The organism is Deferribacter desulfuricans SSM1 (genome assembly GCF_000010985.1).
Lineage (GTDB): Bacteria > Chrysiogenota > Deferribacteres > Deferribacterales > Deferribacteraceae > Deferribacter > Deferribacter desulfuricans.
In genome coordinates, this window is record NC_013940.1 from 24,971 (window position 1) to 50,773 (window position 25,803).

General features: G+C 26.7%; 23 protein-coding genes. 19 read left to right on the forward strand and 4 right to left on the reverse strand.

Annotated elements, in window-relative coordinates:
- The first annotated feature begins 12 nt into the window (after positions 1 to 12).
- On the forward strand, positions 13 to 408 hold the full coding sequence (locus DEFDS_RS11165; protein ID WP_013008896.1) for a hypothetical protein: 396 nt from the start codon (positions 13 to 15) through the stop codon (positions 406 to 408).
- Positions 409 to 493: 85 nt separating this feature from the next.
- Here the strand turns inward: DEFDS_RS11165 and DEFDS_RS11170 are convergent, their stop codons facing one another.
- Complete coding sequence (locus DEFDS_RS11170; RefSeq protein WP_013008897.1) at positions 494 to 1,345, reverse strand: hypothetical protein; 852 nt, start codon at positions 1,343 to 1,345, stop codon at positions 494 to 496.
- A 199-nt stretch (positions 1,346 to 1,544) separates the two neighbouring features.
- Between DEFDS_RS11170 and DEFDS_RS11175 the strand changes: the two genes are divergently transcribed.
- The 9 genes from DEFDS_RS11175 (at position 1,545) to DEFDS_RS11215 (ending at position 11,368) form a co-directional block, all read left to right on the forward strand.
- Positions 1,545 to 2,045 (forward strand): hypothetical protein, encoded by a 501-nt coding sequence (locus tag DEFDS_RS11175; protein WP_013008898.1) that lies wholly within the window; start codon positions 1,545 to 1,547, stop codon positions 2,043 to 2,045.
- Between the two features lie 29 nt (positions 2,046 to 2,074).
- A complete protein-coding gene (locus tag DEFDS_RS11180; protein WP_013008899.1) occupies positions 2,075 to 2,788 on the forward strand; it encodes a hypothetical protein in 714 nt (237 codons plus the stop codon).
- 5 nt (positions 2,789 to 2,793) lie between these two features.
- Positions 2,794 to 3,726 carry a hypothetical protein gene (locus DEFDS_RS11185; RefSeq protein ID WP_013008900.1) on the forward strand — a complete coding sequence of 311 codons (933 nt, stop codon included), beginning with the start codon at positions 2,794 to 2,796 and terminating at the stop codon, positions 3,724 to 3,726.
- A gap of 108 nt (positions 3,727 to 3,834) precedes the next feature.
- The gene (locus DEFDS_RS11190) at positions 3,835 to 4,206 is read left to right on the forward strand and encodes a hypothetical protein (RefSeq protein ID WP_013008901.1); all 372 of its coding nucleotides are present in this window, start codon (positions 3,835 to 3,837) and stop codon (positions 4,204 to 4,206) included.
- Positions 4,207 to 4,279: 73 nt separating this feature from the next.
- Positions 4,280 to 6,259, forward strand: coding sequence for a type IV secretory system conjugative DNA transfer family protein (locus tag DEFDS_RS11195; protein WP_013008902.1), 1,980 nt, complete (start codon positions 4,280 to 4,282; stop codon positions 6,257 to 6,259).
- Positions 6,249 to 6,839: a competence type IV pilus major pilin ComGC gene (locus DEFDS_RS11200; RefSeq protein ID WP_013008903.1), complete on the forward strand. Its 591-nt coding sequence runs from the start codon at positions 6,249 to 6,251 to the stop codon at positions 6,837 to 6,839. The genes DEFDS_RS11195 and DEFDS_RS11200 overlap by 11 nt, the downstream gene beginning before the upstream one ends.
- A 99-nt stretch (positions 6,840 to 6,938) precedes the next feature.
- Positions 6,939 to 7,346: a PilZ domain-containing protein gene (locus DEFDS_RS11205; protein WP_013008904.1), complete on the forward strand. Its 408-nt coding sequence runs from the start codon at positions 6,939 to 6,941 to the stop codon at positions 7,344 to 7,346.
- 34 nt (positions 7,347 to 7,380) lie between these two features.
- On the forward strand, positions 7,381 to 10,605 hold the full coding sequence (locus DEFDS_RS11210; RefSeq protein ID WP_013008905.1) for a hypothetical protein: 3,225 nt from the start codon (positions 7,381 to 7,383) through the stop codon (positions 10,603 to 10,605).
- 115 nt (positions 10,606 to 10,720) lie between these two features.
- Complete coding sequence (locus tag DEFDS_RS11215) at positions 10,721 to 11,368, forward strand: EcsC family protein (protein ID WP_013008906.1); 648 nt, start codon at positions 10,721 to 10,723, stop codon at positions 11,366 to 11,368.
- Positions 11,369 to 11,626: 258 nt separating this feature from the next.
- Here the strand turns inward: DEFDS_RS11215 and DEFDS_RS11220 are convergent, their stop codons facing one another.
- On the reverse strand, positions 11,627 to 11,881 hold the full coding sequence (locus DEFDS_RS11220) for a transposase (RefSeq protein WP_231841050.1): 255 nt from the start codon (positions 11,879 to 11,881) through the stop codon (positions 11,627 to 11,629).
- Between DEFDS_RS11220 and DEFDS_RS13070 the strand changes: the two genes are divergently transcribed.
- The 3 genes from DEFDS_RS13070 (at position 11,869) to DEFDS_RS11230 (ending at position 14,639) form a co-directional block, all read left to right on the forward strand.
- Positions 11,869 to 12,168, forward strand: coding sequence for a hypothetical protein (locus tag DEFDS_RS13070; protein WP_162527618.1), 300 nt, complete (start codon positions 11,869 to 11,871; stop codon positions 12,166 to 12,168). The two genes, DEFDS_RS11220 and DEFDS_RS13070, sit on opposite strands and share 13 nt — an antisense overlap.
- A gap of 71 nt (positions 12,169 to 12,239) precedes the next feature.
- The gene (locus DEFDS_RS11225; protein WP_013008907.1) at positions 12,240 to 14,132 is read left to right on the forward strand and encodes a DEAD/DEAH box helicase; all 1,893 of its coding nucleotides are present in this window, start codon (positions 12,240 to 12,242) and stop codon (positions 14,130 to 14,132) included.
- Positions 14,133 to 14,156: 24 nt separating this feature from the next.
- Positions 14,157 to 14,639, forward strand: coding sequence for a hypothetical protein (locus tag DEFDS_RS11230; RefSeq protein WP_041224013.1), 483 nt, complete (start codon positions 14,157 to 14,159; stop codon positions 14,637 to 14,639).
- Here the strand turns inward: DEFDS_RS11230 and tnpA (DEFDS_RS11235) are convergent.
- Entirely contained in the window at positions 14,632 to 15,057 is a 426-nt protein-coding gene (gene tnpA / locus DEFDS_RS11235; RefSeq protein ID WP_013008875.1) for an IS200/IS605 family transposase, read from the reverse strand. The genes DEFDS_RS11230 and tnpA (DEFDS_RS11235) overlap by 8 nt on opposite strands.
- 22 nt (positions 15,058 to 15,079) lie before the next feature.
- On the opposite strand from tnpA (DEFDS_RS11235), the gene DEFDS_RS11240 reads away from it, so the two are divergent.
- The 3 genes from DEFDS_RS11240 to DEFDS_RS11250 all read left to right on the forward strand — a co-directional run bounded on the left by DEFDS_RS11240 (position 15,080) and on the right by DEFDS_RS11250 (position 19,877).
- The gene (locus DEFDS_RS11240) at positions 15,080 to 16,411 is read left to right on the forward strand and encodes an RNA-guided endonuclease InsQ/TnpB family protein (RefSeq protein WP_013008876.1); all 1,332 of its coding nucleotides are present in this window, start codon (positions 15,080 to 15,082) and stop codon (positions 16,409 to 16,411) included.
- A 110-nt stretch (positions 16,412 to 16,521) separates the two neighbouring features.
- The gene (locus DEFDS_RS11245) at positions 16,522 to 17,673 is read left to right on the forward strand and encodes a hypothetical protein (protein WP_041224014.1); all 1,152 of its coding nucleotides are present in this window, start codon (positions 16,522 to 16,524) and stop codon (positions 17,671 to 17,673) included.
- An 83-nt stretch (positions 17,674 to 17,756) separates the two neighbouring features.
- A complete protein-coding gene (locus DEFDS_RS11250) occupies positions 17,757 to 19,877 on the forward strand; it encodes a hypothetical protein (protein WP_041224015.1) in 2,121 nt (706 codons plus the stop codon).
- Here DEFDS_RS11250 and tnpA (DEFDS_RS11255) read toward each other — a convergent pair.
- Positions 19,874 to 20,299 (reverse strand): IS200/IS605 family transposase, encoded by a 426-nt coding sequence (gene tnpA / locus DEFDS_RS11255; protein WP_013008875.1) that lies wholly within the window; start codon positions 20,297 to 20,299, stop codon positions 19,874 to 19,876. The genes DEFDS_RS11250 and tnpA (DEFDS_RS11255) overlap by 4 nt on opposite strands.
- 22 nt (positions 20,300 to 20,321) lie before the next feature.
- Between tnpA (DEFDS_RS11255) and DEFDS_RS11260 the strand changes: the two genes are divergently transcribed.
- The 3 genes from DEFDS_RS11260 (at position 20,322) to DEFDS_RS11270 (ending at position 25,745) form a co-directional block, all read left to right on the forward strand.
- On the forward strand, positions 20,322 to 21,653 hold the full coding sequence (locus DEFDS_RS11260) for an RNA-guided endonuclease InsQ/TnpB family protein (RefSeq protein WP_013008876.1): 1,332 nt from the start codon (positions 20,322 to 20,324) through the stop codon (positions 21,651 to 21,653).
- A 184-nt stretch (positions 21,654 to 21,837) separates the two neighbouring features.
- The gene (locus DEFDS_RS11265) at positions 21,838 to 22,065 is read left to right on the forward strand and encodes a hypothetical protein (RefSeq protein ID WP_041224016.1); all 228 of its coding nucleotides are present in this window, start codon (positions 21,838 to 21,840) and stop codon (positions 22,063 to 22,065) included.
- 86 nt (positions 22,066 to 22,151) lie between these two features.
- Positions 22,152 to 25,745, forward strand: a complete 3,594-nt coding sequence (locus DEFDS_RS11270) for a metallophosphoesterase (RefSeq protein WP_013008908.1) — start codon at positions 22,152 to 22,154, stop codon at positions 25,743 to 25,745.
- The last annotated feature ends 58 nt before the right edge of the window (positions 25,746 to 25,803 follow it).

Consider the following 25,803-nt stretch of genomic DNA (forward strand, 5'->3'; position numbering starts at 1 on the left):
TGAGGGATAACTATGGTAAGTGGTTTCAATAATAGAGATTATGCTTTATTTCAAGAAAAAGATCTTGATAATATTATTGATTTATTTGATTGGTTTAGACCAGAAGATGTAATATTTCTTTATGTTTACTATAGTGGTATAGTAGGGTTATCAATAGGTGTTTATGTTACATTTAAGTTTGATCCATTCTTTTTATTCGGGAAAAACGGAATTATAGGTGAAATTCCAGGTGGATGGTATGCATTATTTTTATTATTAGGAATTCCATTTTTATATTTTAATATTATTACTCGAATTAGAAAAAAATATACAAAAGGGTATTTAGGTAGAAAACTATTCAGGCTAACTAAATCTAAAATAGGTAAAATTTATTCTCCTTTTGAAAAGTATCGTTTTGATGACTTATAAGATTAAAATATAATAATATTATTATAATGAGTTAAAGCAAGCTGTGCATTTTTTACACAGCTTGCTTTTTATTTTTTTAAAATTTTTAAAATTCTGGTTCAGGATCAAATTCACTATTATCAAATTGAAGATTAGTGTTTATAAGTTCTGGTTCTGCTGAAGTGGCAGATGAAGTAGTATCTGTATTGAAATCAAATTCTGATTCATCAATAGCATTAATTTCTGAAACTTCTTCATTAAAATCTAATTTTTCATCATCTATTACGCTATTAGAATGTTCTGTTGTAGAATTATTATTAAATTCTGTTTGTTGGTTTTGATATTGGTTAGCTTGAAGTTTTCTTTCAAGCATTTGCTGATATTGTGGTGTTGCTAATATTTGTGTTTTGATTAATGGTATATTATCATATGTACTTTGAATTGTGTCAATTATACACTTTAATTCATTCATATTGAGAGAAATTCCTGCAAACTGAGGTTTATCACCGTTTTCGCTAGCTACAGAATACCTGATAGATACGTTTTTTACAGGTGTATTAGTTCTATTATCTACGTAAATATTAGGATAAATACTTAATCTTTTTTTCTTCGCTGGGTTATTATATTCTACAATAGGTTTAACATCTTTAGGTGTTGGTTGATTAGCAGCTTCAATTTGCTTATAAGCTTTTTTCAATCCATTAAGAATATCATAGATTTCTTTTCTATCTCTAAAAAAGTAAGCAGAATCAATCCATTTATATCTTCTTTCGTTATTATTAGTTTCCATCCTGTGTCCCAAAGCAAATACAACTTGTAATTCAGGAGCATTAGTTAAACTTTTACCAATAGCAAATTTAGTTAATACAGACATAATAGCGTTGGTTTTAGCTATCTTAACTTCTTCAATTACGTTAAAGCTATTAATATACTTTTTAGTTTTGCCATTTCCAACCATTTCGGAATACCTCCATAAAATTATTATATTATATAACTTAGATTAATTACCTATTATATAATATAACAAAAAAGTATAAAACAAATTGTAAAAAAAAATACTAGAATTTTATAATAAATTTTAAAATTTTTAAAATAATTTGTTATATATCAATTTGAATTAAGATATTAATTTTATAATTATGAAAGGAGTTTAGTTAATGAAAAAATATTTAATATTATTTTTTGTATTATTATTAAATTTTAATATATTTGCTAGTGATGATTCTTATTTATATAAAAAAGAAGATTTACCTGGAACTAATATGACTTTATGGGAACAGCAAACTAAAATTAATAGAGCAATAAGATATTTACAATTAGCTAGTGTATTATTAAAAGACAAACCAGAAATTTATAAAGAAGTGAATAATATAATTAAATATTTATCTTATACTAACTTAAATGGAGATACTTTTAGTCAATATGCAAGAGAATCTACTAATCAATTTATTAAACAGGTAAAAAAAGAATATTTTACAGTTAATACTCGTAAATATAATAATCATGTAATTTTTGATAGTAGTATTAGAAAAAATATAAAATCTACAGTCAATAATAAAACTCGGGAGCCTGTAAATAAACCGTCTCCTCAAAATAATTCTAATAATAATGCAGATTTAAATCAGATGTTATTTAATTTATTAAATAAACAACAATAAATTTATAATAATAACATCAGGAGAGTGTAATGGAAGAATCTATTAAAAATGATAATATTAAAAATAGTAAAGAAAATAAACTAAAAGAAGCTTTTAAAGAGCTTAATCAATTAGATGAAATATTTACTAATCAATTATTAAGGTATAAGTTTAGTTTTAAAATTTTATTAGTTACTTTTATATTAAGTATATTAATTTCTTTTTTAGCATCTATTTATATGTTTTCTATTTTAAAGACAGCTATTAATCAAGTAAATCACCGCCCATATTTAGTATTAAGTGATACAGTATATATGGGAGCTAAAGCAAATGCTAATCTTGAAAAGTATATACAATCGTCTGTGCAAAATATCGTATCAAATTTGTTAACTATAGTACCTAAAAATAGTTATTACAATTTAAAATATATTACTTCATTTACCAATTCATCTCAAATAGTAACTACATATAAAAAATGGTTAGAAAATAAATTATATTATTTAAATACAATTAATGGGGTAATGTTATTTGTTCCGGATCCTAACTCATTTAATTACAAAATTACGAATAATTCTTTAAGCAAAGGTGGAGATTTATCATTTCTAACTCAAATTGAAGGAGATGCTTATATTTTAAGTAATGAAAAACATCAAAAAGCTCGTTATGTTATTAAAATGGCTGTAGTTGTAGGTGATGTACATAAAGGAGAAAATCAAATAGGTTATAATATAAATGATATTATTATAGAGGAAATAGGGGGTTAATATATATGAAAAGAAATAGAGTATTAAAAAATAAATTATTTTTTATTTTATTATTAATTTTATTAAATTTTAATATATTATATGCCCAACAATTGGTTTTACCGGATCCTATTCCAATACAAAATAATAAATCACAATCATTTTCAGATTTACCTTTAAAATATCCTTATTTAGTTGAATATTATGGTCAGGTTATTCCTATAGTAGTACCTTTTTCTATTCCTATTATAATTGAGTTACCTGATATCGTAGCTGAAAAAACTGTAGAAAGTTCGTTATCAGGTTTAGAAGTTTACCCTAAAAGCCGAGAAGAAACTAAAATTATTAAATTAATGGCCACAACAAATGTTAATAGAGAAACGGTATTACATGTAAAATTAGTATCTGGAATGGTTTTAACTTTTGCTGTTAAGATTGTTAAAATTAATAAAAATACTGATGTTTTTCAGTTTAATACAAGATATAAAGTAATTGATAAGATACACACTAAACAAAACCAACCTATGGGTTATATAAAACAAATAAGAGTAGATTCACCAGATGTTGTAAATTATGCTGTAGACAGATTAGCATATCAGCAATTATTAGCATTAGCCGGTTTAAATGAAGATATACCAGTTAAAGATACTGATTATACTGTATCTGAAGATAAAAATAGGGTAATTAAGATAAAAAAATATACTGTTGCTTCTACTATAATAACTATTAAAAGTGCACTTAAAGGAAATGATAAAAGAGTACCTGTTATGTTATTTGGTTTAAAAACATATTTTTGTAACAAAAAAACAACTCCTTATTGGGTATTAAATGTAGATTATATTAAAAATATATTTCCTGAATATTATAAAATTTCTTACAATAAAGAAGTTGATAGTATTATAGAACCTAACAAGTGTGTTCCTGTGTATGTTATTATATGGGAAAATATTAAAAATTAAAATTATTACTTAAGATTTAAAAAATTAAACATTATTTGTTATATATATAATAAATAAACTATTAAATGTAATAATAATTTTAATAATAATTAAAGGAGGTAAAACAATATGAAAAAATTTTGTTCAAAACTTAATTATTTAATATTAACTGGAGTAAACTATTTTCTTATTGGTTTAACAATGGCATATGCAGAAGAACCTGATTATTCTGGATTAGTAAGTGGTACTGATAAGAATGTTTCACCAGTTAAAAAATTTTTTGGAGCTTTATTAAATGAAGGTGTAACTGGTACTGCTGTAACTATTCTTTGTTGGTTAGCCATTATGTATGGATCATTCAAAGCAATTGGAGAATTCTTTTTTGCAAACGATGACGATGCTAGAAGAGAATCAGCTTTTAAAAGGCTTTTAAAAGCTTCATCACCAGCAATAGGTGGAGCTGTTATTCTTCTTTTAAGAACACAATTTACGGTAAAATAATAAATATTAATATAAAAAAAGGGGGTATTCCCCTTTTTTATTTATATAATTAAAACAGCTTAGGGGAAATATCTTGGCTAAAAAAAATCGTAACTTTGATCCAGAAGAACGTGTAAAACAAACTTACGAAAGAGAAGTTAAGAAGTTACGTTATAAACTTAAAGGTCAGGAGAAAAGGCTTTATTTCTTTTTATTATATGTTGTTTTATTATCTTCATTAGCATCATTTTTATTTTTTACTGTATTATTAAGTTTTGTATTTGTTGCACTTATACCTTTTATTGTTAAAAAAATTGCACAAATTGATTATAGTCCGGTAGAATTATTAGGTGTTCCTGATATGCCTTGGTATTTAAGAATAGGAGAGGATGAATTTGAATTACCTGTAGCATTTCCTGATAATGAGATTAAGAGACACATGTTATGTCCTGGTACAACTGGTTCCGGTAAAACATCAAGTATTATGTATTTATGTAAAAATCAGATAGAGCGTGGTGGTGGGGTTTTAATGGTTGATGGTAAATCTGAAAACCCTACATGGATGGATTTTTATAGTTTAGCTAAAATATATAATAGAGATGATGAAATCTTTTTGTTATCATTTAAATCTGGTGCTTTTGCATCTTCATCTACCTGGAATTTTCTAATGGAAGGTAGCTCACCTGAAATTGCTGATATGATTATAAACCTTGCTATTGGTGATACGTCGAGTGCAGGTGATAACAAAGTATTTATGATGAGAGCTATGAACTTAATTAAGGTTGCTTTATCGGCCTTAACCTATTTAAGAGATGTGAAAGGTGAAGTTATTACTTTGGATGATTTAATAGAAATTATACACTTAGAAGCTTTAATAGCTGTAGCTTCTCCTTCTATAGAACAGATACCTGAATCAAGTAAACAATATGCAAAATATTGGATACCTAATGATTACATAGAGAAAGGTTTAACTGTTCCAGCTAAAATACCTGTTATTACATATTTAAAGTCTATTGGGGGTGATTTAGATATTAATCGTCCACTTGAATTAGATAAAATGGATAGGCAATTAGTTGAAAGTATGAAAAGACAGCATTCTTATGCTGAAATGCAGTTTACAGAAGCACTTAACGATTTTTCTAACATTTATGGTAAAGTGTTTAAAGCTAAATATTCAGATGTATTTTTAAGTGATATTATTAAAAATAATAATTTATTATATGTATTAGTTCCATCTCTTGAAAAAGGTGAAGAAACAAAACGTTCAATAGGTATGATGGTTGTAACTGCGATAAGAATTGCATGTGCTAAGATGCTTGGGGATTCACCAGAAGGTTTAAGAGAACAATTAAAAAAAGAGGAATTAAGAAAAAGAGCAAGACCTGCATTTCTTGTTATATTAGATGAGTATGGTAGTTATAAGACACCTGGTTTAAATGATATTGCAGCTCAAGCAAGGTCTTTAGGAATTTCGCTTTTAATTGCTGTTCAGGAGTTTGCATCACTTGAAGTAAAAGGTGATGCTGAACAAAAGAACAGAATATTAGGTAACACAGTTATTAAGTTAGTGCTTAGATTAGAAGATAGTAAAACTATAAAAGAAATTATAGAAGCTGCTGGTAAAGAAGTAATGATGGTAGAACAGAGTAAACAAGAATCCAATATTAGAATATTAGATAATGTAGCAACAAAATATCGTGAATATAGTTTAAGGGAAGTTGATAAATTAAAAGTAGAAGATTTAAGACAATTGCATGATGGTTATGGTTATATCATGTATAATGAAAAGATTCGAAAAATAAGAACAGGTTATGTAAAACCTAAACATCCTGCTACATTTAGATTACCTAAAATGACACCTAAGATTTTATTAAAAAATGTAATTTATAATGAATTTCATATTAATAATTATAAAGATGTGGATTTATTATCTATTGAAAATTTATCATTACAAAATTTGAAAGAATCTAATGATATAAATACTATAAAAGATGAAGATCCTAAAAATACTCCTTTTAGTCGTATACGTAATATAAAAAACAGAAACCGTGGTCGTAGAACTAATGTTATATAAGAAAAACAATAATAGATTTATTAGAAATAATATATGTATAAATAAGAATATTAATAATAAAATTAGCAATAACAGAGGCTATACATTTATTGAATTAATTATAGTTTTAACAATTTTAGCTATTTTAATTGGTACGATAATGGGTTCGTATCATGAAAGAAAAATGATAGCAATATGCAATGCAGTAACAAAAGAATTAGAAAATTTTGCTGAAGCATCATTAATGTTTTATTCTCAAAAGGGTAGGGGTCCAAATAATGCTTCTGAATTATATGGCACTTATTTAAAAAAAGTAGGTAATACAAATGTAAGTGGTAAAAGTTATATAGTATCTTCATCTGGTGATGTAATTACTATAACAACTGATGTCCCATCTGGAGTTGGTACATGTGTACAAAATAATACAAGATTAAGTACTCAAGTAACTGCTTTAAGTGGTGTAGATAGGATTACGTTAACAATTAATGGTGTTTTGGGAAAGTATTACTTTGATAATAACGCTGATTGGAGTAATTACGAAAAAACTATTATATATAGAGAGATATATAATTTTACAACTGATACAAATACAAATTATTAATTTTTATTATTTTTTAAAAATTAGATTTTTTTTGTTATAATAATACATATAAACGATAAAAATATATGTTAATTAAAATATTTTTGTTAAGGGGTATGTATGATTGGATTTTTAAAAAGTATTTTTAATAATCAAAAAGATAAAGAAAAAATAAAATATCAAATTAAGAATGATAATTTAATAAAAAAAGTTATTAAAGAAAGAAGAAGAGAACCAAGAATTAAGTACAAAGATGATGTAATAATTAAAGTTTATGATAATGTTATTCATTGTAATAGTTTTGATATTAGTTATCACGGAATGGGTATAACATTAGATTCAGAATTAAATGCAGCCTTTTTTCATGTTAATCAAATGGTTATGATTAAATTAGATTCTTATAAAGAATATATGCATGGAGAAATTAAGTATATTATTAGTAATGATGAATCATTATGTATAGGAGTTCATTTATTAAATCCTACAAGCGAGCATATAGGTTTTGTAAAAAAACTAGAAAATAAATAATAATAAAATAAATAATAATTGAGGGATAAATAATATGTTAGACTTATTTAATATAGCAGACATAAAAGATTTTAAATTAGATAGATTTGTAGGGTTAGATCATAGAGATGCACATTCTACTTTAGGGTTATTTTTCTTTACGGATGGTAGTATAGGTTTTGCTTTAAAAGTAAAAGGTGCTTATCAAGTTATACATAATTTAGATCAATTAGAAAGTAATTACCAGAAAATTGTATCTTTTTATGATAAATTAGTATTTCCTTTTTCAAAGAATACAGGAGCAACTTATCAGTATATTTATACTCCTGATTTTGATTACAGTGATTTAGAGCGTAAATTATTAAATAGTAACTTTTTTAAGACAGACAAGGAAGCTTATGAAAGTTATGCTAAAAATTATGGAGATAAAATAGACGAAATTAAACGTGCTTTAGATGAATTAAATATTAATATTAATTATGGTGATTTTGATGAGCAAGAAAAAGCTCAAATGAAAAAAGAAATTGCTCAGTTAAGATATGAGTATGATACACTTTTAAAAAACTTTATTAGTTCAACTGGATTTGTAAATTATTTAGAAAAGTTTTATAATGCTCTTAATTTAAGAACCGTAGAGTTATTAAGAGATAAAATAATAGGAAAAGCTAGAAGACACAGATATTATTTATTTGTAAGATATTATCCTAATTATAAGGAATTTAATTTTTCTCAAAATGATTTAATAGAAGACATAAATTTAAATTATTTTGATGAAGATAAATTATTAAACCAAACTACATATCAGATATTAAAAAATGTAATAACTCATGCGATAGCTGCAAAAAGTAGTTTACCTTTTGGTGGTGAGTTGTTAGATGCAAATCAAACTATAAGTGTTTTGTACAGGTTTTTAGGATTACCTGCAATGGAATATAATTCACTTACACCAACTACAAGGTTGTTTCCTTATAAAATGGAATTATTACCTGACAAATTAATTGTTTATGATGTACCTTCACCTAATATGCCTGTTTTTGATAATAATGGTCATATGATAAATCATAAATTGAAAGACAAAACTTGCGATATATTATTAAAGCTCTATTCTTTAACATCTTTACCTGATCCTGGACAAGCAAATTATATGTTACCAACAGATTTTCTAGCAAGGTTAAAAGGGGATTACTCTGTAACGTGGAGTATTTTTAGAGAAGATAGAAAAGAAACAAGAAAACGTATAAACATGAATAGAAGAACATTTGAATTTTTAGTTGATATTCCATTTCTAGGTAAAAGGTTATTTTCAGAAGAAGCTGTTGAAATAAAGAGAAAAATGTTTAAATTTGCTGAATTAAATACACAACTTGGAAGTTTTGGTGATTTATTTAGAGTTGCGACTCATGTGACATTACGTAAAGCCATTCCTCACGAACATATAACTGAAACATATATTTCTTTAAAAAAAGATAACAGTATTACAATTAATACTAAAGCTGAAGATGTAAAATTAAATAAAGAGTATGTTAAAATAGCTAGAGAAGATAAAGATATTAGAAATATTGTTTATAAAGATGAGAGAGTTTTCACAATACAAACTGATTATTTTAGAAAAATTGGTGGTGGTGTTAGTGCATTAGAAGAAACTGATTCTATGCCTGAAATTTTCTTTAATAGTGCTTATCCTTTTACATTTAGAGCGTGGGATTTATTAGAAAGATATCAACCTATGTATTCAGCATCTATAGGTGCATTTTTACCTATGTACGAGGAACCAGAAGGCATGACTGAACCAGGTTTAATAGTAGAAACTTATTCAGGTATATATAATTTAAATCATTTTGCATTACCAGGTGCTAAAAACTATGCTGTAATTGGTGCTACGGGTTCTGGTAAGACATTTTTCCAAGTAAACAGGAATATAGTAGGATATGGTAAAGGTGTAAGAATTATTTTCGTAGATAGAGGTGGAGCTCTTTTTAGAGCTGTTAAATTCTTAAATGGACAGAATATAAAATTACGTACATCTTACAATTATGAAGCTATTAAGGACAAACTAAATCCATTTGTTTTAGCTGCACCTGATGTTTTTGAAAGAACAGATGATTATGATGAATATAAACAGTCTATTAGAGAGTTTATGGTAACATTGCTTTGTTCGATATGTCAGATGGAAAATGAAAATATAGCTATTAGATATTTTACTGAATTATTGGATGACTTATTATTTATAGATTTTAACAAAAATAAGGTAATTAGTGAAACTACAGGTGAAGCTTCTGCTCAAGTAACATTTAGTGATATATATAATTATTTACTGAATAAAAGAAATGAACCAGGGTGGAGTGAGTTTTTAAGTAATGATAAAGTATTATCCTCTATTAAGTTATTTACTAAAGGACAATTATATGGTTCATTATTTGATGGTATAGTAAGGAAACCATTAATTACTTCACCTGCTGTGGCAATAGATTTTGAAGGTTTAGAATCTGAATTAGTTTCACAAATTTCATTGGCAATTATTAATAGTTATATATGGAATGTTGTGCTGGGGACAGGTGGATTCATTCCAGCCCTCAGCAAGAAATTTCGCTTTACTGACATAGCTTTAGATGAAGTCTGGTCAACGCTAAAGTCATTATTGGGACAGCGTGTAATTGAGACTGGTATGAGGACTTTGAGGAAGCATGGAGCAGGCATGGGTTTACTGACACAAACGGCAGCAGATATAGGTAATTCACCTATTAGAGATGCTGTTGTAAACAATATTCAGAACTTATATGTGTTAGCATCAAACGAAGCTGACGTAATAAACTACAAAGAAGTTTTTGGTTTTAATGATGTAGAACTTGAACATATTAAACATTTGAAGAGTGAATTTGGTTATTACAATGATATTTATTATAAATATTTAGGAAATGCGTATAGACATTTATCAAGTTTTGTTAAATTACGTCCTCTGCCATTAACATATGCAATTGTAACATCAGATGCAGATGATAAGACTGTTATTAACATATTACAACAGGAATTTGCTGAAAGATGTGGTGATTCTGAAAATATTAGTTATATGAAAGCAGTATTATTATTTAGTAAATTATTTCCAAATAGTGTTAGAAGATATCCGAGATATGCTGAAATAATGGAGAAAGTAGGTAATAATTTAAATAATTTTGTAAAACATGTATTAAACGAAATAAATTTTAGATTCGAAGAATTCAATTTAGAGAAGGAATTATTGGATATTAATTTAGATGTAGAAGCTTTACTGGATAATAGTTAATTACTAATAAATTTAATTATATGTTGTAGTTGAAAAAACAGAAAAATAATTATAATATAATTATTAAATAATTAGTAAGCTAAGTTATTAAAAAAATTAAAAAAGAGGATTAGATATGAGTGAAAAAGAAAGTGTTCTTACCACAAGTATTATAATGGATGCACTAGAATGGGCATATGAAAAATCTTTAAATCCTGGAATTGCAGGTTTGGATTCTGCTTATGAGTTAGCAGAAAGCTATTTAAAAGAAAAGGGAACTTTAGAAGAGAAAGTTGATTCTTTAATTCGTTGGCAAATTGCAAAAGCAGGTACAGCCGGTTTTATTACAGGATTGGGTGGGGTTCTTACATTACCTGCAACAATTCCTGCTAACCTAGCATCTGTTTATTTTATTCATATTAGAATGGTAGCAGCTATTGCAATTATGGGTGGATATGACCTTAAAGATGATAAAGTACAGAGTTTGGTTTTTGCTTGTTTGTGTGGAAATGCTTTTTTAGAAGTTTTAAGACAAGCTGGAATTAGAATTGGAAATAAAATAGCTGAGAAAGTAGTAATAAAAATTTCAGGTGATGTAATAAAAGATATAAATAAAAAAGTAGGTTTCCGTTTACTTACAAAATTTGGTGAGAAAGGATTTATTAATTTAGGTAAAGCAATCCCAATCGTAGGAGGAATTGTTGGTGGTTGTGTTGATGCTATTTCAACAAATGCAATAGGAGAAGCAGCCAAAAAAGTATTTATAACTGGTAAAATAGAATAATATATTATTAGAAAGTTAATATAATAAAAATATTATAATTATTCCAGTATATTTAAAATACTAAATAAGAAATATAATAATAACAATATTAATAAAGGTTATTGCATAATTTCTATATTTTTCAATTTTCACCATTTTTCTTAAATTTTGCTCAATTTTTTACTCAGTTTTTATTACTTTTTAGCTTTTTATCCCTTGTTCACCTCCTCAAATAACTCAAAATCATCTAAAATCCTTAATTTTGGGCGCAATACACCCTTAAAAACATAATCTAATTGCTTTTGTTACGTTGAAACATATCGATTTCATCAGAAATTCATATAACACCTTACGCAGACCCATATATCTCGATCTATTTAGGCCATACTGACTCTTCAATGTACCAAAACTACGCTCAATTTTATATCTTACCTGTTTACACAAATTATTTAGCTCTTTCTGTAACTCATTTAATTTCCCGCCCTTTGCCTTTTTATGCATAATAAAATCTTCTATATCTTTTGACTTCAACATATCTCGATTCTTCTTGCTACTATATCCCTTATCTGCAAATAACATTGGAACAAGGTAAATTATCAAATAAACAATTAGCATTGTTTGCTGCCGGTGGTATATTAACTCAAATGACAGTTAATACATTTTTACTAACTGTACTACCTGATTCTAGTTATAATAATACATTTGTACGTAGTTATATGTTATATAATTGTTTACATCCTATTGCTTATGCTACAGTGAATTTATTAAATTTTAAATACATTTTAAAAAACAAAAGGTTGAATAGAAACCAGCTTTTTTAAATGAAACTTTTATTTATTTTTGTTATATTATAATTAGGTTTTTATAGTTATTAATATTGGAGTAGAACTGAATGAAAATAGTAGTGTATGAAAATAGATTTTTTGTTTATGTATATGATAATCACATATTTAATAAATTAATGCGTGAGTTTTTTGAACAATATTGTATCTATGAGAACCCAAATTTTAAATACATGAACAGTAATTTAGATTTTGTAACTAATAATAATAAAATATATGACGGTATTAATAGATATTATTCTTTTATTAAAAATAAAGAAAACAAATATATAGGATTTACAGCCGGAATTGGCTTTTATAAGATTTTTATAAAATATTTAGAAAGTAATAATATTTCATATGAACTAATAGATAAAAGAAGCGAAGAATATTTAAACTTTTACATTGATGAGAATACTGAATATAAATTTCCTTTAAAAACGGAATTAACTTTTAGAGATTCTGTAAAAGAGCATTTAAAATTAATATATAGAAATAGAAGAGGATTAGTAGCAGCTGCAGTTAATTATGGTAAGAGTTATGTAGCTTTAGATTTATTAGGTAAAGCCGGTGAGGGTACTTATATAGTAGCTCAAAAAGGTTTATTGAAGCAATTTCGTGATTTAGTGTTGAATGTATTTGAATTAAAACCAAGAAAAGACATTTGTTACATGTTTAATTCTTTTAAAATTAATTGGAATGCAAAGATATATTTAATTAGTTCAGATATGTTTTATAATAATTATAAAAGAGCATTACAAACAATTAAAAACAAAGATAAAGTAAGTAAAGAAGAATATGAGAAAGCAAAAGAAGTCATAAATTACATTCATCATGTTTTATCAAGAAAAGTTGTTTATTTTGATGAGATTCATGATATCTCCAGGCAGTCCATGTTTGAATTAGCTAAGCTTTGTAAAGCTCCTTATATGTTGGGTGTATCTGGTACCCTTGAAAAAAGGGGTAAGGAAACTGTAACACGAATGTATTGTTGTTTTGGATATAAAAATGTACTTTATCGAGTAAAAACATCTGATCTAGTAAAAGAAGGGGTATCTGCAGATACAACTATAAATGTAATTTATTTTAATAACACATCATTTACTAATACATTATATAAGAAAAACCCATCTATATTAAACAATAAGGAAAAGCTTCTTACAGCTTATAGAATTAATAGAAATTTTGCACCTGAAAGAATGTACTTAAGAGCGTATTTAAAAGTATACGATGATTACGTGATTTTTAATAAAGATTTGAATATAATAGCCTTAAATGTAGCTTTAAACAAAGCATTAAAAGAAGATAAAACTACAATTCTATACTCTAATAACATAGATCACTTATTATTACTTTATTTGTTATTAGATAGATTAAATACTATTAAATTGTTAAATATTATGGATAAAGTAACTGTTATCCATGGGAAAATATCACCTGTTAGACGTAATAGTTTAATTGAAGGTTTAAAAAACGATAAATATAAAATTGCATTAGTATCAGATGTTGCGACAACTGGATATAATATTCCTAATATACGTTGTATGTTATACCTGGCTAACAAGGGTTCAGATTCACTAGTTACACCGTTACAATTTTTAGGTAGAGGACATAGGATTACTGAAACGAAGAAGTATTTTGAATATTATGACTTAACGGCAAAATTAGCATATATCAACAATGCTACTAGAAACAGAATTAAAGAGTATAAAAAAGAGGGGTATAAAATAAAAGAAACGTTTGTAAATGTAACTGAGAATGTAAGAATTATGTTTGATGATTTATTTAAATATATAAAAGACAATGCTAATGATTATATTAATAATCCAGAATTAAACAATGTATTTGGAACACATATGCAGGAATGTTTTTTACACAAATTTATAAAAAAACCTTCACCAGGTACAAAAACAAAAGAAAATATAGTGAGACAGAATAATAATATTCAATTTGAGTTATTATAAATACATTAGAGAGGTGTATAATATATGATTGGTTTTTTATCTTTTGAAACTACAAATGTATTAGATACATCATCAATAGTTGCTTTATCAGTAATAGATGAAAATGGAAAGGTTGTAGAATACCGTATTTTTAGCCTTGAAGATGAAAATGAATTTACGATTAAAGCAAAAAAGGTGAATAAATTACAGGTATCGTCTTCTGATAGGTATAGTTACGAATCTTTTGTTAATTACATTTTAAAAAATAAAAAGAATATTTTTAATAGTAATGATTTTTCTCAGTTTTATTTATTTTTATACGATTTGTTTAATAATATTATGCGAAATTGCATTTTTGATAAAAACATATTTGATAAAATAAATCAGAAATTAATAAACTTACAGGAGCTTGCTTATAAAAATTATATTGCAAAAGATGAGCAACTAGACTCAACAAGATATTTTGCTTTAAGAGATTCTTATCCATTTTATCCCTCCACCACCCACAAGACACATTCTTTTAGGTAGGTGATGTAGTGGGTGTCTTCTGGGTTTCAATATATTGTTTGATAACCTCAAGCGGAGCTCCACCACAGGAACCTGCAAAATAGCTTGGAGACCATAAAGCGTTTTTCCAGTAATACTGCCTTAATTCAGGATGGATTTGTTTTAGCTTTCTGGAAGAAACACCTTTTAGCGAATTTACCAGTTTTGAGACTGCCACCTTTGGCGGATAGTTTACAAGCAAATGGACATGGTCGCTTTCTCCATTTAATTCTATCAGTTCTGCCTCAAAATCTTGACAGACTTTGGCGAAGATTTCCTTTAAGGTTTCTAAGTGTTTCTTTTGAAATACGCTCTTTCTGTATTTAGTTACAAAGACCAAATGCACATGCAGAAGAAAAACACAATGCCTACCAGTTCTAATTTTACTTGACTTTTCCATAGACCAATACTATAATATAACAATGATTACATGTCAAGCCTTTAAATTTAAACTCAAGACCAATGAAGAGTTAGAAAACAAGTTCGCCCAATTTGCCGGCTCTTGTAGGTTTGTATGGAATAAAGCTATTGCTTTAATAAAACAAAAGCTTGATATAAAAAAGGTAGATAAAATCATCAATATCCACTTGCCACAATATTACAAAAATACTGCTACTATACCTACCTATAACGAAATGGCGGGAATGCTTAAATTATGGAAACAATCCGAAGAATACGCTTTCTTAAAAGAAGCACATTCTCAAATTCTACAACAAACCTTAAAGGATTTATACAAAGCCATAGACAGTGCTTTTACCAAAGGCAATGGTATATCTTTTCCAGACTTCAGGAAGAAAGGTAAATCGCCAGACAGCTTTAGATATCCTCAAGGCTTTAAGATAAATAACAATAGAATATTTTTACCTAAAATAGGATGGGTTAGGTTTTATAAATCAAGAAACATAGTTGGCAAACCAAAGAATGTAACAGTTAAAAGATACGCCGATGGCTGGTATATAAGCGTAGTTACCGAAAAAGACACATCAATTAAAGAAAATCTATCCAACCCCGTGGGTATAGATGTAGGTGTAAAAAAGATAATCACACTATCCAACGGTTGTTACTTCGAGCCTCTTGATTTAAGTAAATATGAGAAAAAACTAATCAAACTCCAAAGGCAACTCTCGAGAAAACAACACCCTACCAAAAAAGGAGATAAGACACCGTTTTCTAATAATTACAAAAAACACCAAAGAAAAATAGCAAAGATGTGGCTTAAGATAGCAAATGTGAGAAACGATTACCTACATAAAATAACAACAGCCATAGCCAAAAAACACGGCTTTGTGGCTGTAGAGAATTTAAAGGTTAAGAACCTAACCAAATCTGCAAAAGGCACAAAAGACAGCCCCGGACGTAATGTAAAAGCTAAATCAGGCTTAAACAGAAGCATTCTTTCTCGAGCGTGGGGTAGGTTCTTTGAACTGCTTGAGTATAAACTCCAGAGAAATGGGGGGAAACTGGTTAGAGTTGACGCTAAAAACACCTCTATAACCTGTCCTCTATGTGATTACACTAATAAGGAAAACCGCAAAAACCAAGCGGTATTTGTATGCAAAAAGTGTGGTTTTACGTCTAATGCTGATTTGGTAGGTGCGATAAATGTTTTAATGAGAGCGATGAGGAAGGAAAACCTTATAACCCTACCGCAGGGCTTGCGGGAAGTCACGCCTGTGGAGTATGCCAGAGAGTATACGCTGAAGCAGGAACCAGCGGGAAACCGTGAGGGATTACCGCTTCCATCGATAGCGTAGATGGGAATCCTCTTCCTTTAGGGAGAGGAGGAAGTCAATATGATATAAATTCGATATTAGAAAACTATACTAATATACCTATTTTATTAAAAAATTATCATTATTTGTTTTTGTATAAATACTTACAGGGAGATTTAGATAGGATTTCGAATTATAAAGATTTAAAAAAATATGTAGAAAGTAAAATAGATAAAGAGTCTTTAAAGAAAGCGAATAATCATTTTAAAGCTCATGCAAAAATATGGAATGGTAAGTTTGTAGTTAATAGTTTTCAATCTGAGAATAGTGATGATTTTTCATGCCATTTAGAGAGTACATTTCCTGTAAATTTTTCGGAGAAAAAAGAATACTCACTGTTATCGTTTGTAAATATAGATAAAATAAAAAAGGACTCTGAAAAATATGAAGAGTTCAGCACATTCATTAATTGTTTGATTATAGATCCTAATATTGTAAATCTTGTTAATGTTAATAATATAAGTCATGTTTTGTATTTTACGGATGTTAAGAGAATCAAAAGTAAATTAGCTGGGTTTGCATTTATAGATGAAGATTTAAAGTACAATATATTTTTAATAGATGATTGGTATAATTCTAAACATAGGCAATTAGAATATTTCAGTAATATTAAATATTATGTAATGGATATTAAGCAAAACAGCATATCAAATGATGCATTTAAAGCTCAAGAAAATAAATATATTTTTAAAGACAATAAACGTACTTATTTTATATTATATGAAACACCTTATTTACAGAAAAAATTTAAAGGTAAAGTTATTGAACAACACGATAATCAACATAAGATGGTAGATGTAAAATGTGTTAAATCTACGGATCCATTAAAATTTAATGAATATTATATCGTTGAGGACAATCCTTCAAATGGTAAAGAACATCAAAAAGTATATGGTGTTTTATGGATAAATTATAATGCCCATGGTAATTGGACCTTAAGTGTTAAGTTTAAAGCTGATAATCAGGAAAAATTTTTAGTAATACCTTATAAGCCACTGCAACTAAATGCTATTATATCACATATCCATACATTTCACTTTAATCCTTTTGAAATTCAAAATATATGGAGCAATGTGTCTAATTTAGAATCTATTAATCCTTATTTTGATAATGCAATTGATTTAACTGAACCAGTCTTAATAGATTTAGATTTTACTATTGAAGAATCATCTGTAGATACTAAACAACAATCAAATAAAGATTTAGATAAAAAAATGTTAGATACTGGTATAGAACCAACTTAGGCAATAAAATAAACTTGACAATCACAATAAATAACTGTATAATAATTTAAAATAGATAAAAATAAGGTTTATAAGGTTTTTGTATGTTATTAGAAGAAAGAACATTAGATGAAATAATTCCTTTAGGAACACCATTTCAGATATATGTTCCGTTGTATTATAATAAATATTTTTTAAAAGTAGATTTCAAAGAAAGAATCCAGAATATAAAACAAAATGTAAAATTAGATAGATTATTACTTAATGGTTTAATAAAACATGAAAATTTAAATGATATTCTTTATAATGTATTAATGGATTATGTTACAAATTCTGAGAAAAAGGATATTCTTGATCCTGAATCGGTTTTAAAATTGTCCTCTGCATCTGGTTATATCTCTAATATTTCTGACATAAATGTATATTTATATATTTTACAGTTACAACCTGTTTTTATTAAAAATGATAATAGTTATGAGATTGGGTTTGCAGTTTATAGCAATGAAAGCAAAAATAGTTGTTATTTTTTATTAGTAAATAGATTGGTTCCTGAAAATAACAAAGAAGTAGTAATTGCTCCTACAAAGAATAAATATATAATAACTAATAATGACCCTATTAATTTCAATAAAAACGTTAATTCTTTTACTAATTTAGGTTTATTTTATACAGTAGATGATGGTAATTCCACATATTTATTGTTAAATGGAACTCTTATAGGTGAATTCCCTGGTAATACTCATATTAGTATTGATGCTATAAATAGTTTAGATGAAAAGGGTAGTTATGTTCCTGTAATTATTATACATGATAAAAAAGAAAATAAATTACAATTTAATTTATTATATTATAGCAGTTTAGGTACTGAAGACCCTGTGATTCAAAGTGAATATGCTACTTATAGTTTAGTAGATACTAATGTAGATTTTAATAAAGTTTTAATCACCAAATTAGATCCTGTTATGCAGTTAAAATTAGGGCAAGAGTTTGAAAATCAACAAATAAATAAAATAAAAATATTTAATTATTTCAGTTTAAAAAATGTAATTGATTTTATAAGTAGAAATAAAAATATAATACATCAAAAGAGCAATTCTCAGCTTTTAGATGAATTAAAAAATGTAATTAATCATTGTTTAGATTTAAAATATGGAAATAAAAATATTTATAAAAAAATTGAATCTGATATTTTTGTTCTGAAGGATATTGAAGATTTTACAGGTTATTATAAAAATGAAATTTATTTTAATGACTATGAATATTTTAATGCTTTCAATTCAATAAGATCATTAACTGAAAATAAATATTTTACGTTTAGTGATATAGCTGTTGTTACAGATAAAAACAGTTATATTTATAGTCTTTATGGTGATAATATTATAAATACTAAAAAAATTTATGGAGAAGTATTACATTTTGATAATCATTTTGTTTTAGCTAGGACTAATTCATATTTTAACATATATAAATGGGATAATTTAAAATTAGAACGTTTAGATAAATTAAATATTTACGATAGTATTGTATCTAGCAGTTTAAAAAATAAATTTTTGAATATGTCTAATAATAGTTTTCAAGTATTAAATAATAATTCTGTAATTACTTTTAATAGTGTTTATGATCTATATAGTAAATCTTATGTATTTAAATTAGGTGTTAGCACACAAAATGCTTATATTTTTGATATGTTATTACCTTATGATGCTTATACATTACTTAATTACAATAAATATTATTTTAATTCTGTTTTACAGCGTAATTATGTTGAATATATAAATGCTATTTATGACACATCTAGTTATACATTAAAACGGATTATAAATTTTAATAATTTATTATATACTTTAGATATTGAGAATTTATTTGAAGATTATGAATTACTTGAAAGTCTTCCATTAAAAAATTATTTAGATAGTTTAGCTAATGAAGAAAAGGAAAAATTTATATTAAAATTAAGATTATTAGTTGTATATATTTTGAATTATTATTATAGAGTATTTTTTAATACTAAAACTGATGAAGTATTACTTTTTGCTAATTATGACTTAATTAAAAAAGTCAATAAATTACCTATTGATATGTTTACAGTAAGTCAGTTATTAAATATTGATGATGTTAACATATTAAAGCACATAACCAATGCATTTCAGATGTTGAGTTTATATATATTAGGTGTAACTGATGATAATTTATCCCTCCACCACCCACAAGACACATTCTTTTAGGTAGGTGATGTAGTGGGTGTCTTCTGGGTTTCAATATATTGTTTGATAACCTCAAGCGGAGCTCCACCACAGGAACCTGCAAAATAGCTTGGAGACCATAAAGCGTTTTTCCAGTAATACTGCCTTAATTCAGGATGGATTTGTTTTAGCTTTCTGGAAGAAACACCTTTTAGCGAATTTACCAGTTTTGAGACTGCCACCTTTGGCGGATAGTTTACAAGCAAATGGACATGGTCGCTTTCTCCATTTAATTCTATCAGTTCTGCCTCAAAATCTTGACAGACTTTGGCGAAGATTTCCTTTAAGGTTTCTAAGTGTTTCTTTTGAAATACGCTCTTTCTGTATTTAGTTACAAAGACCAAATGCACATGCAGAAGAAAAACACAATGCCTACCAGTTCTAATTTTACTTGACTTTTCCATAGACCAATACTATAATATAACAATGATTACATGTCAAGCCTTTAAATTTAAACTCAAGACCAATGAAGAGTTAGAAAACAAGTTCGCCCAATTTGCCGGCTCTTGTAGGTTTGTATGGAATAAAGCTATTGCTTTAATAAAACAAAAGCTTGATATAAAAAAGGTAGATAAAATCATCAATATCCACTTGCCACAATATTACAAAAATACTGCTACTATACCTACCTATAACGAAATGGCGGGAATGCTTAAATTATGGAAACAATCCGAAGAATACGCTTTCTTAAAAGAAGCACATTCTCAAATTCTACAACAAACCTTAAAGGATTTATACAAAGCCATAGACAGTGCTTTTACCAAAGGCAATGGTATATCTTTTCCAGACTTCAGGAAGAAAGGTAAATCGCCAGACAGCTTTAGATATCCTCAAGGCTTTAAGATAAATAACAATAGAATATTTTTACCTAAAATAGGATGGGTTAGGTTTTATAAATCAAGAAACATAGTTGGCAAACCAAAGAATGTAACAGTTAAAAGATACGCCGATGGCTGGTATATAAGCGTAGTTACCGAAAAAGACACATCAATTAAAGAAAATCTATCCAACCCCGTGGGTATAGATGTAGGTGTAAAAAAGATAATCACACTATCCAACGGTTGTTACTTCGAGCCTCTTGATTTAAGTAAATATGAGAAAAAACTAATCAAACTCCAAAGGCAACTCTCGAGAAAACAACACCCTACCAAAAAAGGAGATAAGACACCGTTTTCTAATAATTACAAAAAACACCAAAGAAAAATAGCAAAGATGTGGCTTAAGATAGCAAATGTGAGAAACGATTACCTACATAAAATAACAACAGCCATAGCCAAAAAACACGGCTTTGTGGCTGTAGAGAATTTAAAGGTTAAGAACCTAACCAAATCTGCAAAAGGCACAAAAGACAGCCCCGGACGTAATGTAAAAGCTAAATCAGGCTTAAACAGAAGCATTCTTTCTCGAGCGTGGGGTAGGTTCTTTGAACTGCTTGAGTATAAACTCCAGAGAAATGGGGGGAAACTGGTTAGAGTTGACGCTAAAAACACCTCTATAACCTGTCCTCTATGTGATTACACTAATAAGGAAAACCGCAAAAACCAAGCGGTATTTGTATGCAAAAAGTGTGGTTTTACGTCTAATGCTGATTTGGTAGGTGCGATAAATGTTTTAATGAGAGCGATGAGGAAGGAAAACCTTATAACCCTACCGCAGGGCTTGCGGGAAGTCACGCCTGTGGAGTATGCCAGAGAGTATACGCTGAAGCAGGAACCAGCGGGAAACCGTGAGGGATTACCGCTTCCATCGATAGCGTAGATGGGAATCCTCTTCCTTTAGGGAGAGGAGGAAGTCAATAACGAAAAAAGCTTATTATTTAGATTTTTTTAAAACATTATCTATAACTGATATTATAAAAACTAAAGGTCCAGCTAAAGCATTAGAAAATATATATGTTTGTGACATATCATCAAATCAAAAAGTAAATTTAAATCAAAATTATATGTTACTTAAAGTTTTGCAAAATCCTGAAGATTTTAAAACTCCTGAAGCAATGTTATATGAGATTAATCCATTATTATTTAGGTATCGTGGGTATAAATTACCTGAAGAAAAATATGATTTTGTTAAGATCAATAGTAATATAATTACACAAGTTTTTGAATTATTAAATGGGGAAAATAGTTTAGATTTTATCCCTGATAATATAAATGGCAACAACAATACTTAATTAGTATATTTAGCATATTAGTTTTAAATATTTTGTTATAATAACATTGAATAATAATATAATAAACAGTTTTTAGGAGTATTAATATGAAATGTTTAATAATAGGCGATAGACATGTTTATATTGATACATATGATATTTATTTGGAACAGAGATCAGCTTTATTATCATGGTTACGAGAAAATACTGATATTGATTTTATTGTTGAAACAGGTGATTTTTTCCATTTAAGAAAAACAGTTTCTAAAAAATTCATAAGTGATGTATTACAAAAAGAATTTGAATTTTTTACTGAACTAAAGAATATAAATCCTGAATTAATATATTATAAAATACTAGGTAACCATGATATATTATCAGAAAATATGGATTCATTATTAAAAGTATTTAATTATTTAGATAATGTAGAGATAATAGACCATACGAAAGAAGTGGATTTTAGTTATAAACATAAAGGAGTTTTTGTACCTTATTTAAATTCATTAGATTCTATAGATTATAAGGAATTAGAAAACATAACAAGTAATTTAGATACCAAAAATATAAATATTTTATTTAGCCACAATTTTCCTTATTTCATAGGTGGAAATGATATAGTTTTACCTAAAAAAGTATTAAATAAATATCAAAGAGTATTTTTAGGACATTATCATAATTATATACAAAAGGATAATGTAGTTATAGTTGGTTCAACACATCAAGTAAGAATAGATGAATATAATGTAAACAAGTATGTTTTTGTTTATGATTTGGACACTAATCAGTTTACTAAATTTGAATTACCTTATACAAAGTATAAAGAAATTATTATTCAGAATGAACATGATCTTCAGGCTATATTAAGTGATCCAACAAAACGTGAACAGTTTGAAAAAGATGTAAGGGATAATTATGTAATATTAAAAGTGTCTGATTTAAATTTATATAATCAAATAGAATCATCATTTAATGTAGTAAATGCTCATTTGAAGTTGGACCAGAATATTATAGATAATACTTTGGATAATTTAGAAGATGGGGAATCAGATGAAAGATTATTAAATATAGAAGAAGTAGTAACTCAAGAGGTTGAAAATAAGATACCTTTATATTTTAGTGATTTAACAGAACAAGACAAAGAAGAGTTAAAGAATGAGATATTACAGATAATTTATCAAAACTTACAAATTCCTCATAAATCTATTATGGATAAACAATTAGTTTTTGATAAATTGGAATTAAAAAATTTTATTATTGCTGATGATATTACAATTGATTTTAATGAATTAAAAAATGACTTATATTTTGTTAAAGGATTAAAATTAGATGATGTAAAAAGTGATTCTAATGGAGCTGGTAAGAGCTTATTATTTGTTAAGAGCATTCTTTACTGTTTATATGGTAAAAGTAGGTTAGTTTCAGACAAGCAATTATTTAATGAAAGATCAGGTTATGTAAAACTTACTATTAGAAATAATTATACAGGGGATGTTTATGAGATTGAAAGGGGTATAAAAAAAGAAAAAGGAAGAAACAAAGATAAATTAGTTTATTATGTTCAGATTTTTAAGAATGGAGTTAATATATCTCATAAAGAAAAACAAGCGACTCAAAAAATTATAGAAGATGAAATTTTAAATAAGCGTCTTTTAACTAATCTTTATATTTTGGATGGTAGTAGTTTTACTGAAAACTTTTTTAATTTGGAACCATCTAAACAGATTGAATTTTTATCAGAGCTGACGTTATTAGACTTTATAGATACGGTTAATGAAACACTTACTGAAATTCTTAAAGGTTCTAACAAGAAATCAAGTGATAACTCTTTAGGTATATTAGGTAAGAAAGAACAATTACAATCTCAATTACAATTGTTGAGAACACAGTTAGAAGAAGAAAATGAAGAAACAATACAGAAGCAGATGACTGAAATAAATAAGCAAATTGAGATTTATCATAAAGAAAAGCAAAAACAACTTGAAGAATTAAGTAAGGAAGCAGAGAGTTATAAAAAAACTGGACTTCAGAAGAAACAAGAGCTTCAGATAATACAACAGAATCTTTCAAAACTTGATCATAATTTAAAAGAATTTTTACAACAAGCTAAAATATCCATATTAAGTCATATAGAAAAAAATGTAGACAGTATAGAAAACATTCAGAATAAATATAAAAATTTACAAGATGATTATAATAAGCAATTAAAAGAAGCAGATACAAAATGGACAGCTTATTATAATAATACAAATAGTAAAATTCAGAAGTTTAAAAAAGAATTAAATGAAAAAATAGCTTTAATATCTAAGAATAAAGCTACAATTCAAAGTAATAATAAATTAATCCAGCAATATTTAAATAAAATAAAAGAATTTGAACAGAAAAAGTTTAAAGAAGGAGATTTATGTAATACATGTAAAACGGAATTAAAAGGTAATGCTTTAAAAAATGCTAATAGTTATTTAGAACAGGAAATAGTAAATTATACTAAGGAAGTAAATACATTACAGGAGCAAAATGTTGCATTAGAAAATCAAATTCCTGTTTTAGAAGCGGATATTAGAAAACTTGAATCATTGATTAAAGAAGGTGAAGATCGTATAAATACAGCCAAAGAGAGATACATCTTAAAGAAAGAATCTTTAAAAAATGAGTTTAATGAGAAAGGTAAGTTTTATAAATTAATTTTTAATTATATAGATAAAGTGAACAATATTTTTTATAATTTTAGTGGTATCTTACAATATCCTCAAGATATAGTAGGATTAGATACTGTAATATCGGATTTAAATAATCAATATAATAAATTACAACAGGACATATTGAAAGGAAAAGAACTTTATACTAATAAGAAATCTGAGTTGGATATTATTCATAATAAATATGCAGCTATAATCAATCAAATAAATATTGTTAAAAACCAGGAAAACCCTCATGACAGAAGTTTAAAATTATTAAAGCGAAGTTTAGATGTTGTTAAACAGAAAAGAGAGCAAGTGAAAAAGCTTGAAAAGGAATTAACAAAAATTATAAGAGAAGAAACTAAGATAAGGCTTTTACTGGATATTTTCAGTAAAAAAGGTCTAAAACAGAAGTTATTAAGGAGATATTTGAATGCCTTAAGTAATATTTTTAAACAACAGATATTGTCTTATGGTAGTGGTAGCATAGAATTTACCGAAAGAAATGGAAAATTAAATGTTTTATTATACCACAGAGGTAAATTAAAGAATTTTAATGATTTGTCTAGTGGTGAAAAAGTCAGATATATAATGGCTTTTCATGAGTCAATAGCAATACTATTTCAAAAGATATATAATTTATCATGTAATATACGTACTTATGATGAAATTTTAGCCAATTTAGATACTATAGGTACTAGTGAGATATTAAAATCTATTAGAAAGGCTATAAAAAATGAAAATATTAAAGTATTTTTAATAGATCATACAGGCTTAAAAGACATATTTAATGAAAATATTATATATGTTTGTAATTATAATAATAAAGTACATTATATTAATAATAAAGAAAACTTTATTGCTTGGGTATATCCTTATTATAGAGACAATAAAATATTAAATAATGAAGTAAAATTTTATATTAATAATTTACTACAAAATATTGATAATTTAGATGAATATGTTAAGAATAACAAAAATAATACTTTGGAAGCTGGACCAGATTTAATGCAAATTTTTTAAAAAAAATGTATTAATATTTTTGAAAAATTATGTTATAATGGTTATATTAATAAAAATG

Excerpts from the sequence above, each read along its gene's own strand:
- DEFDS_RS11165 (WP_013008896.1), top strand. The coding sequence starts at position 13 with ATGGTAAGTGGTTTCAATAATAGAGATTATGCTTTATTTCAAGAAAAA.
- DEFDS_RS11170 (WP_013008897.1), bottom strand. The coding sequence starts at position 1,345 with ATGGTTGGAAATGGCAAAACTAAAAAGTATATTAATAGCTTTAACGTA.
- DEFDS_RS11175 (WP_013008898.1), top strand. The coding sequence starts at position 1,545 with ATGAAAAAATATTTAATATTATTTTTTGTATTATTATTAAATTTTAAT.
- DEFDS_RS11180 (WP_013008899.1), top strand. The coding sequence starts at position 2,075 with ATGGAAGAATCTATTAAAAATGATAATATTAAAAATAGTAAAGAAAAT.
- DEFDS_RS11185 (WP_013008900.1), top strand. The coding sequence starts at position 2,794 with ATGAAAAGAAATAGAGTATTAAAAAATAAATTATTTTTTATTTTATTA.
- DEFDS_RS11190 (WP_013008901.1), top strand. The coding sequence starts at position 3,835 with ATGAAAAAATTTTGTTCAAAACTTAATTATTTAATATTAACTGGAGTA.
- DEFDS_RS11200 (WP_013008903.1), top strand. The coding sequence starts at position 6,249 with ATGTTATATAAGAAAAACAATAATAGATTTATTAGAAATAATATATGT.
- DEFDS_RS11205 (WP_013008904.1), top strand. The coding sequence starts at position 6,939 with ATGATTGGATTTTTAAAAAGTATTTTTAATAATCAAAAAGATAAAGAA.
- DEFDS_RS11210 (WP_013008905.1), top strand. The coding sequence starts at position 7,381 with ATGTTAGACTTATTTAATATAGCAGACATAAAAGATTTTAAATTAGAT.
- DEFDS_RS11215 (WP_013008906.1), top strand. The coding sequence starts at position 10,721 with ATGAGTGAAAAAGAAAGTGTTCTTACCACAAGTATTATAATGGATGCA.
- DEFDS_RS11220 (WP_231841050.1), bottom strand. The coding sequence starts at position 11,881 with ATGTTGAAGTCAAAAGATATAGAAGATTTTATTATGCATAAAAAGGCA.
- DEFDS_RS11225 (WP_013008907.1), top strand. The coding sequence starts at position 12,240 with ATGAAAATAGTAGTGTATGAAAATAGATTTTTTGTTTATGTATATGAT.
- DEFDS_RS11230 (WP_041224013.1), top strand. The coding sequence starts at position 14,157 with ATGATTGGTTTTTTATCTTTTGAAACTACAAATGTATTAGATACATCA.
- tnpA (WP_013008875.1), bottom strand. The coding sequence starts at position 15,057 with ATGGAAAAGTCAAGTAAAATTAGAACTGGTAGGCATTGTGTTTTTCTT.
- DEFDS_RS11240 (WP_013008876.1), top strand. The coding sequence starts at position 15,080 with ATGATTACATGTCAAGCCTTTAAATTTAAACTCAAGACCAATGAAGAG.
- DEFDS_RS11250 (WP_041224015.1), top strand. The coding sequence starts at position 17,757 with ATGTTATTAGAAGAAAGAACATTAGATGAAATAATTCCTTTAGGAACA.
- tnpA (WP_013008875.1), bottom strand. The coding sequence starts at position 20,299 with ATGGAAAAGTCAAGTAAAATTAGAACTGGTAGGCATTGTGTTTTTCTT.
- DEFDS_RS11260 (WP_013008876.1), top strand. The coding sequence starts at position 20,322 with ATGATTACATGTCAAGCCTTTAAATTTAAACTCAAGACCAATGAAGAG.
- DEFDS_RS11265 (WP_041224016.1), top strand. The coding sequence starts at position 21,838 with ATGTTACTTAAAGTTTTGCAAAATCCTGAAGATTTTAAAACTCCTGAA.
- DEFDS_RS11270 (WP_013008908.1), top strand. The coding sequence starts at position 22,152 with ATGAAATGTTTAATAATAGGCGATAGACATGTTTATATTGATACATAT.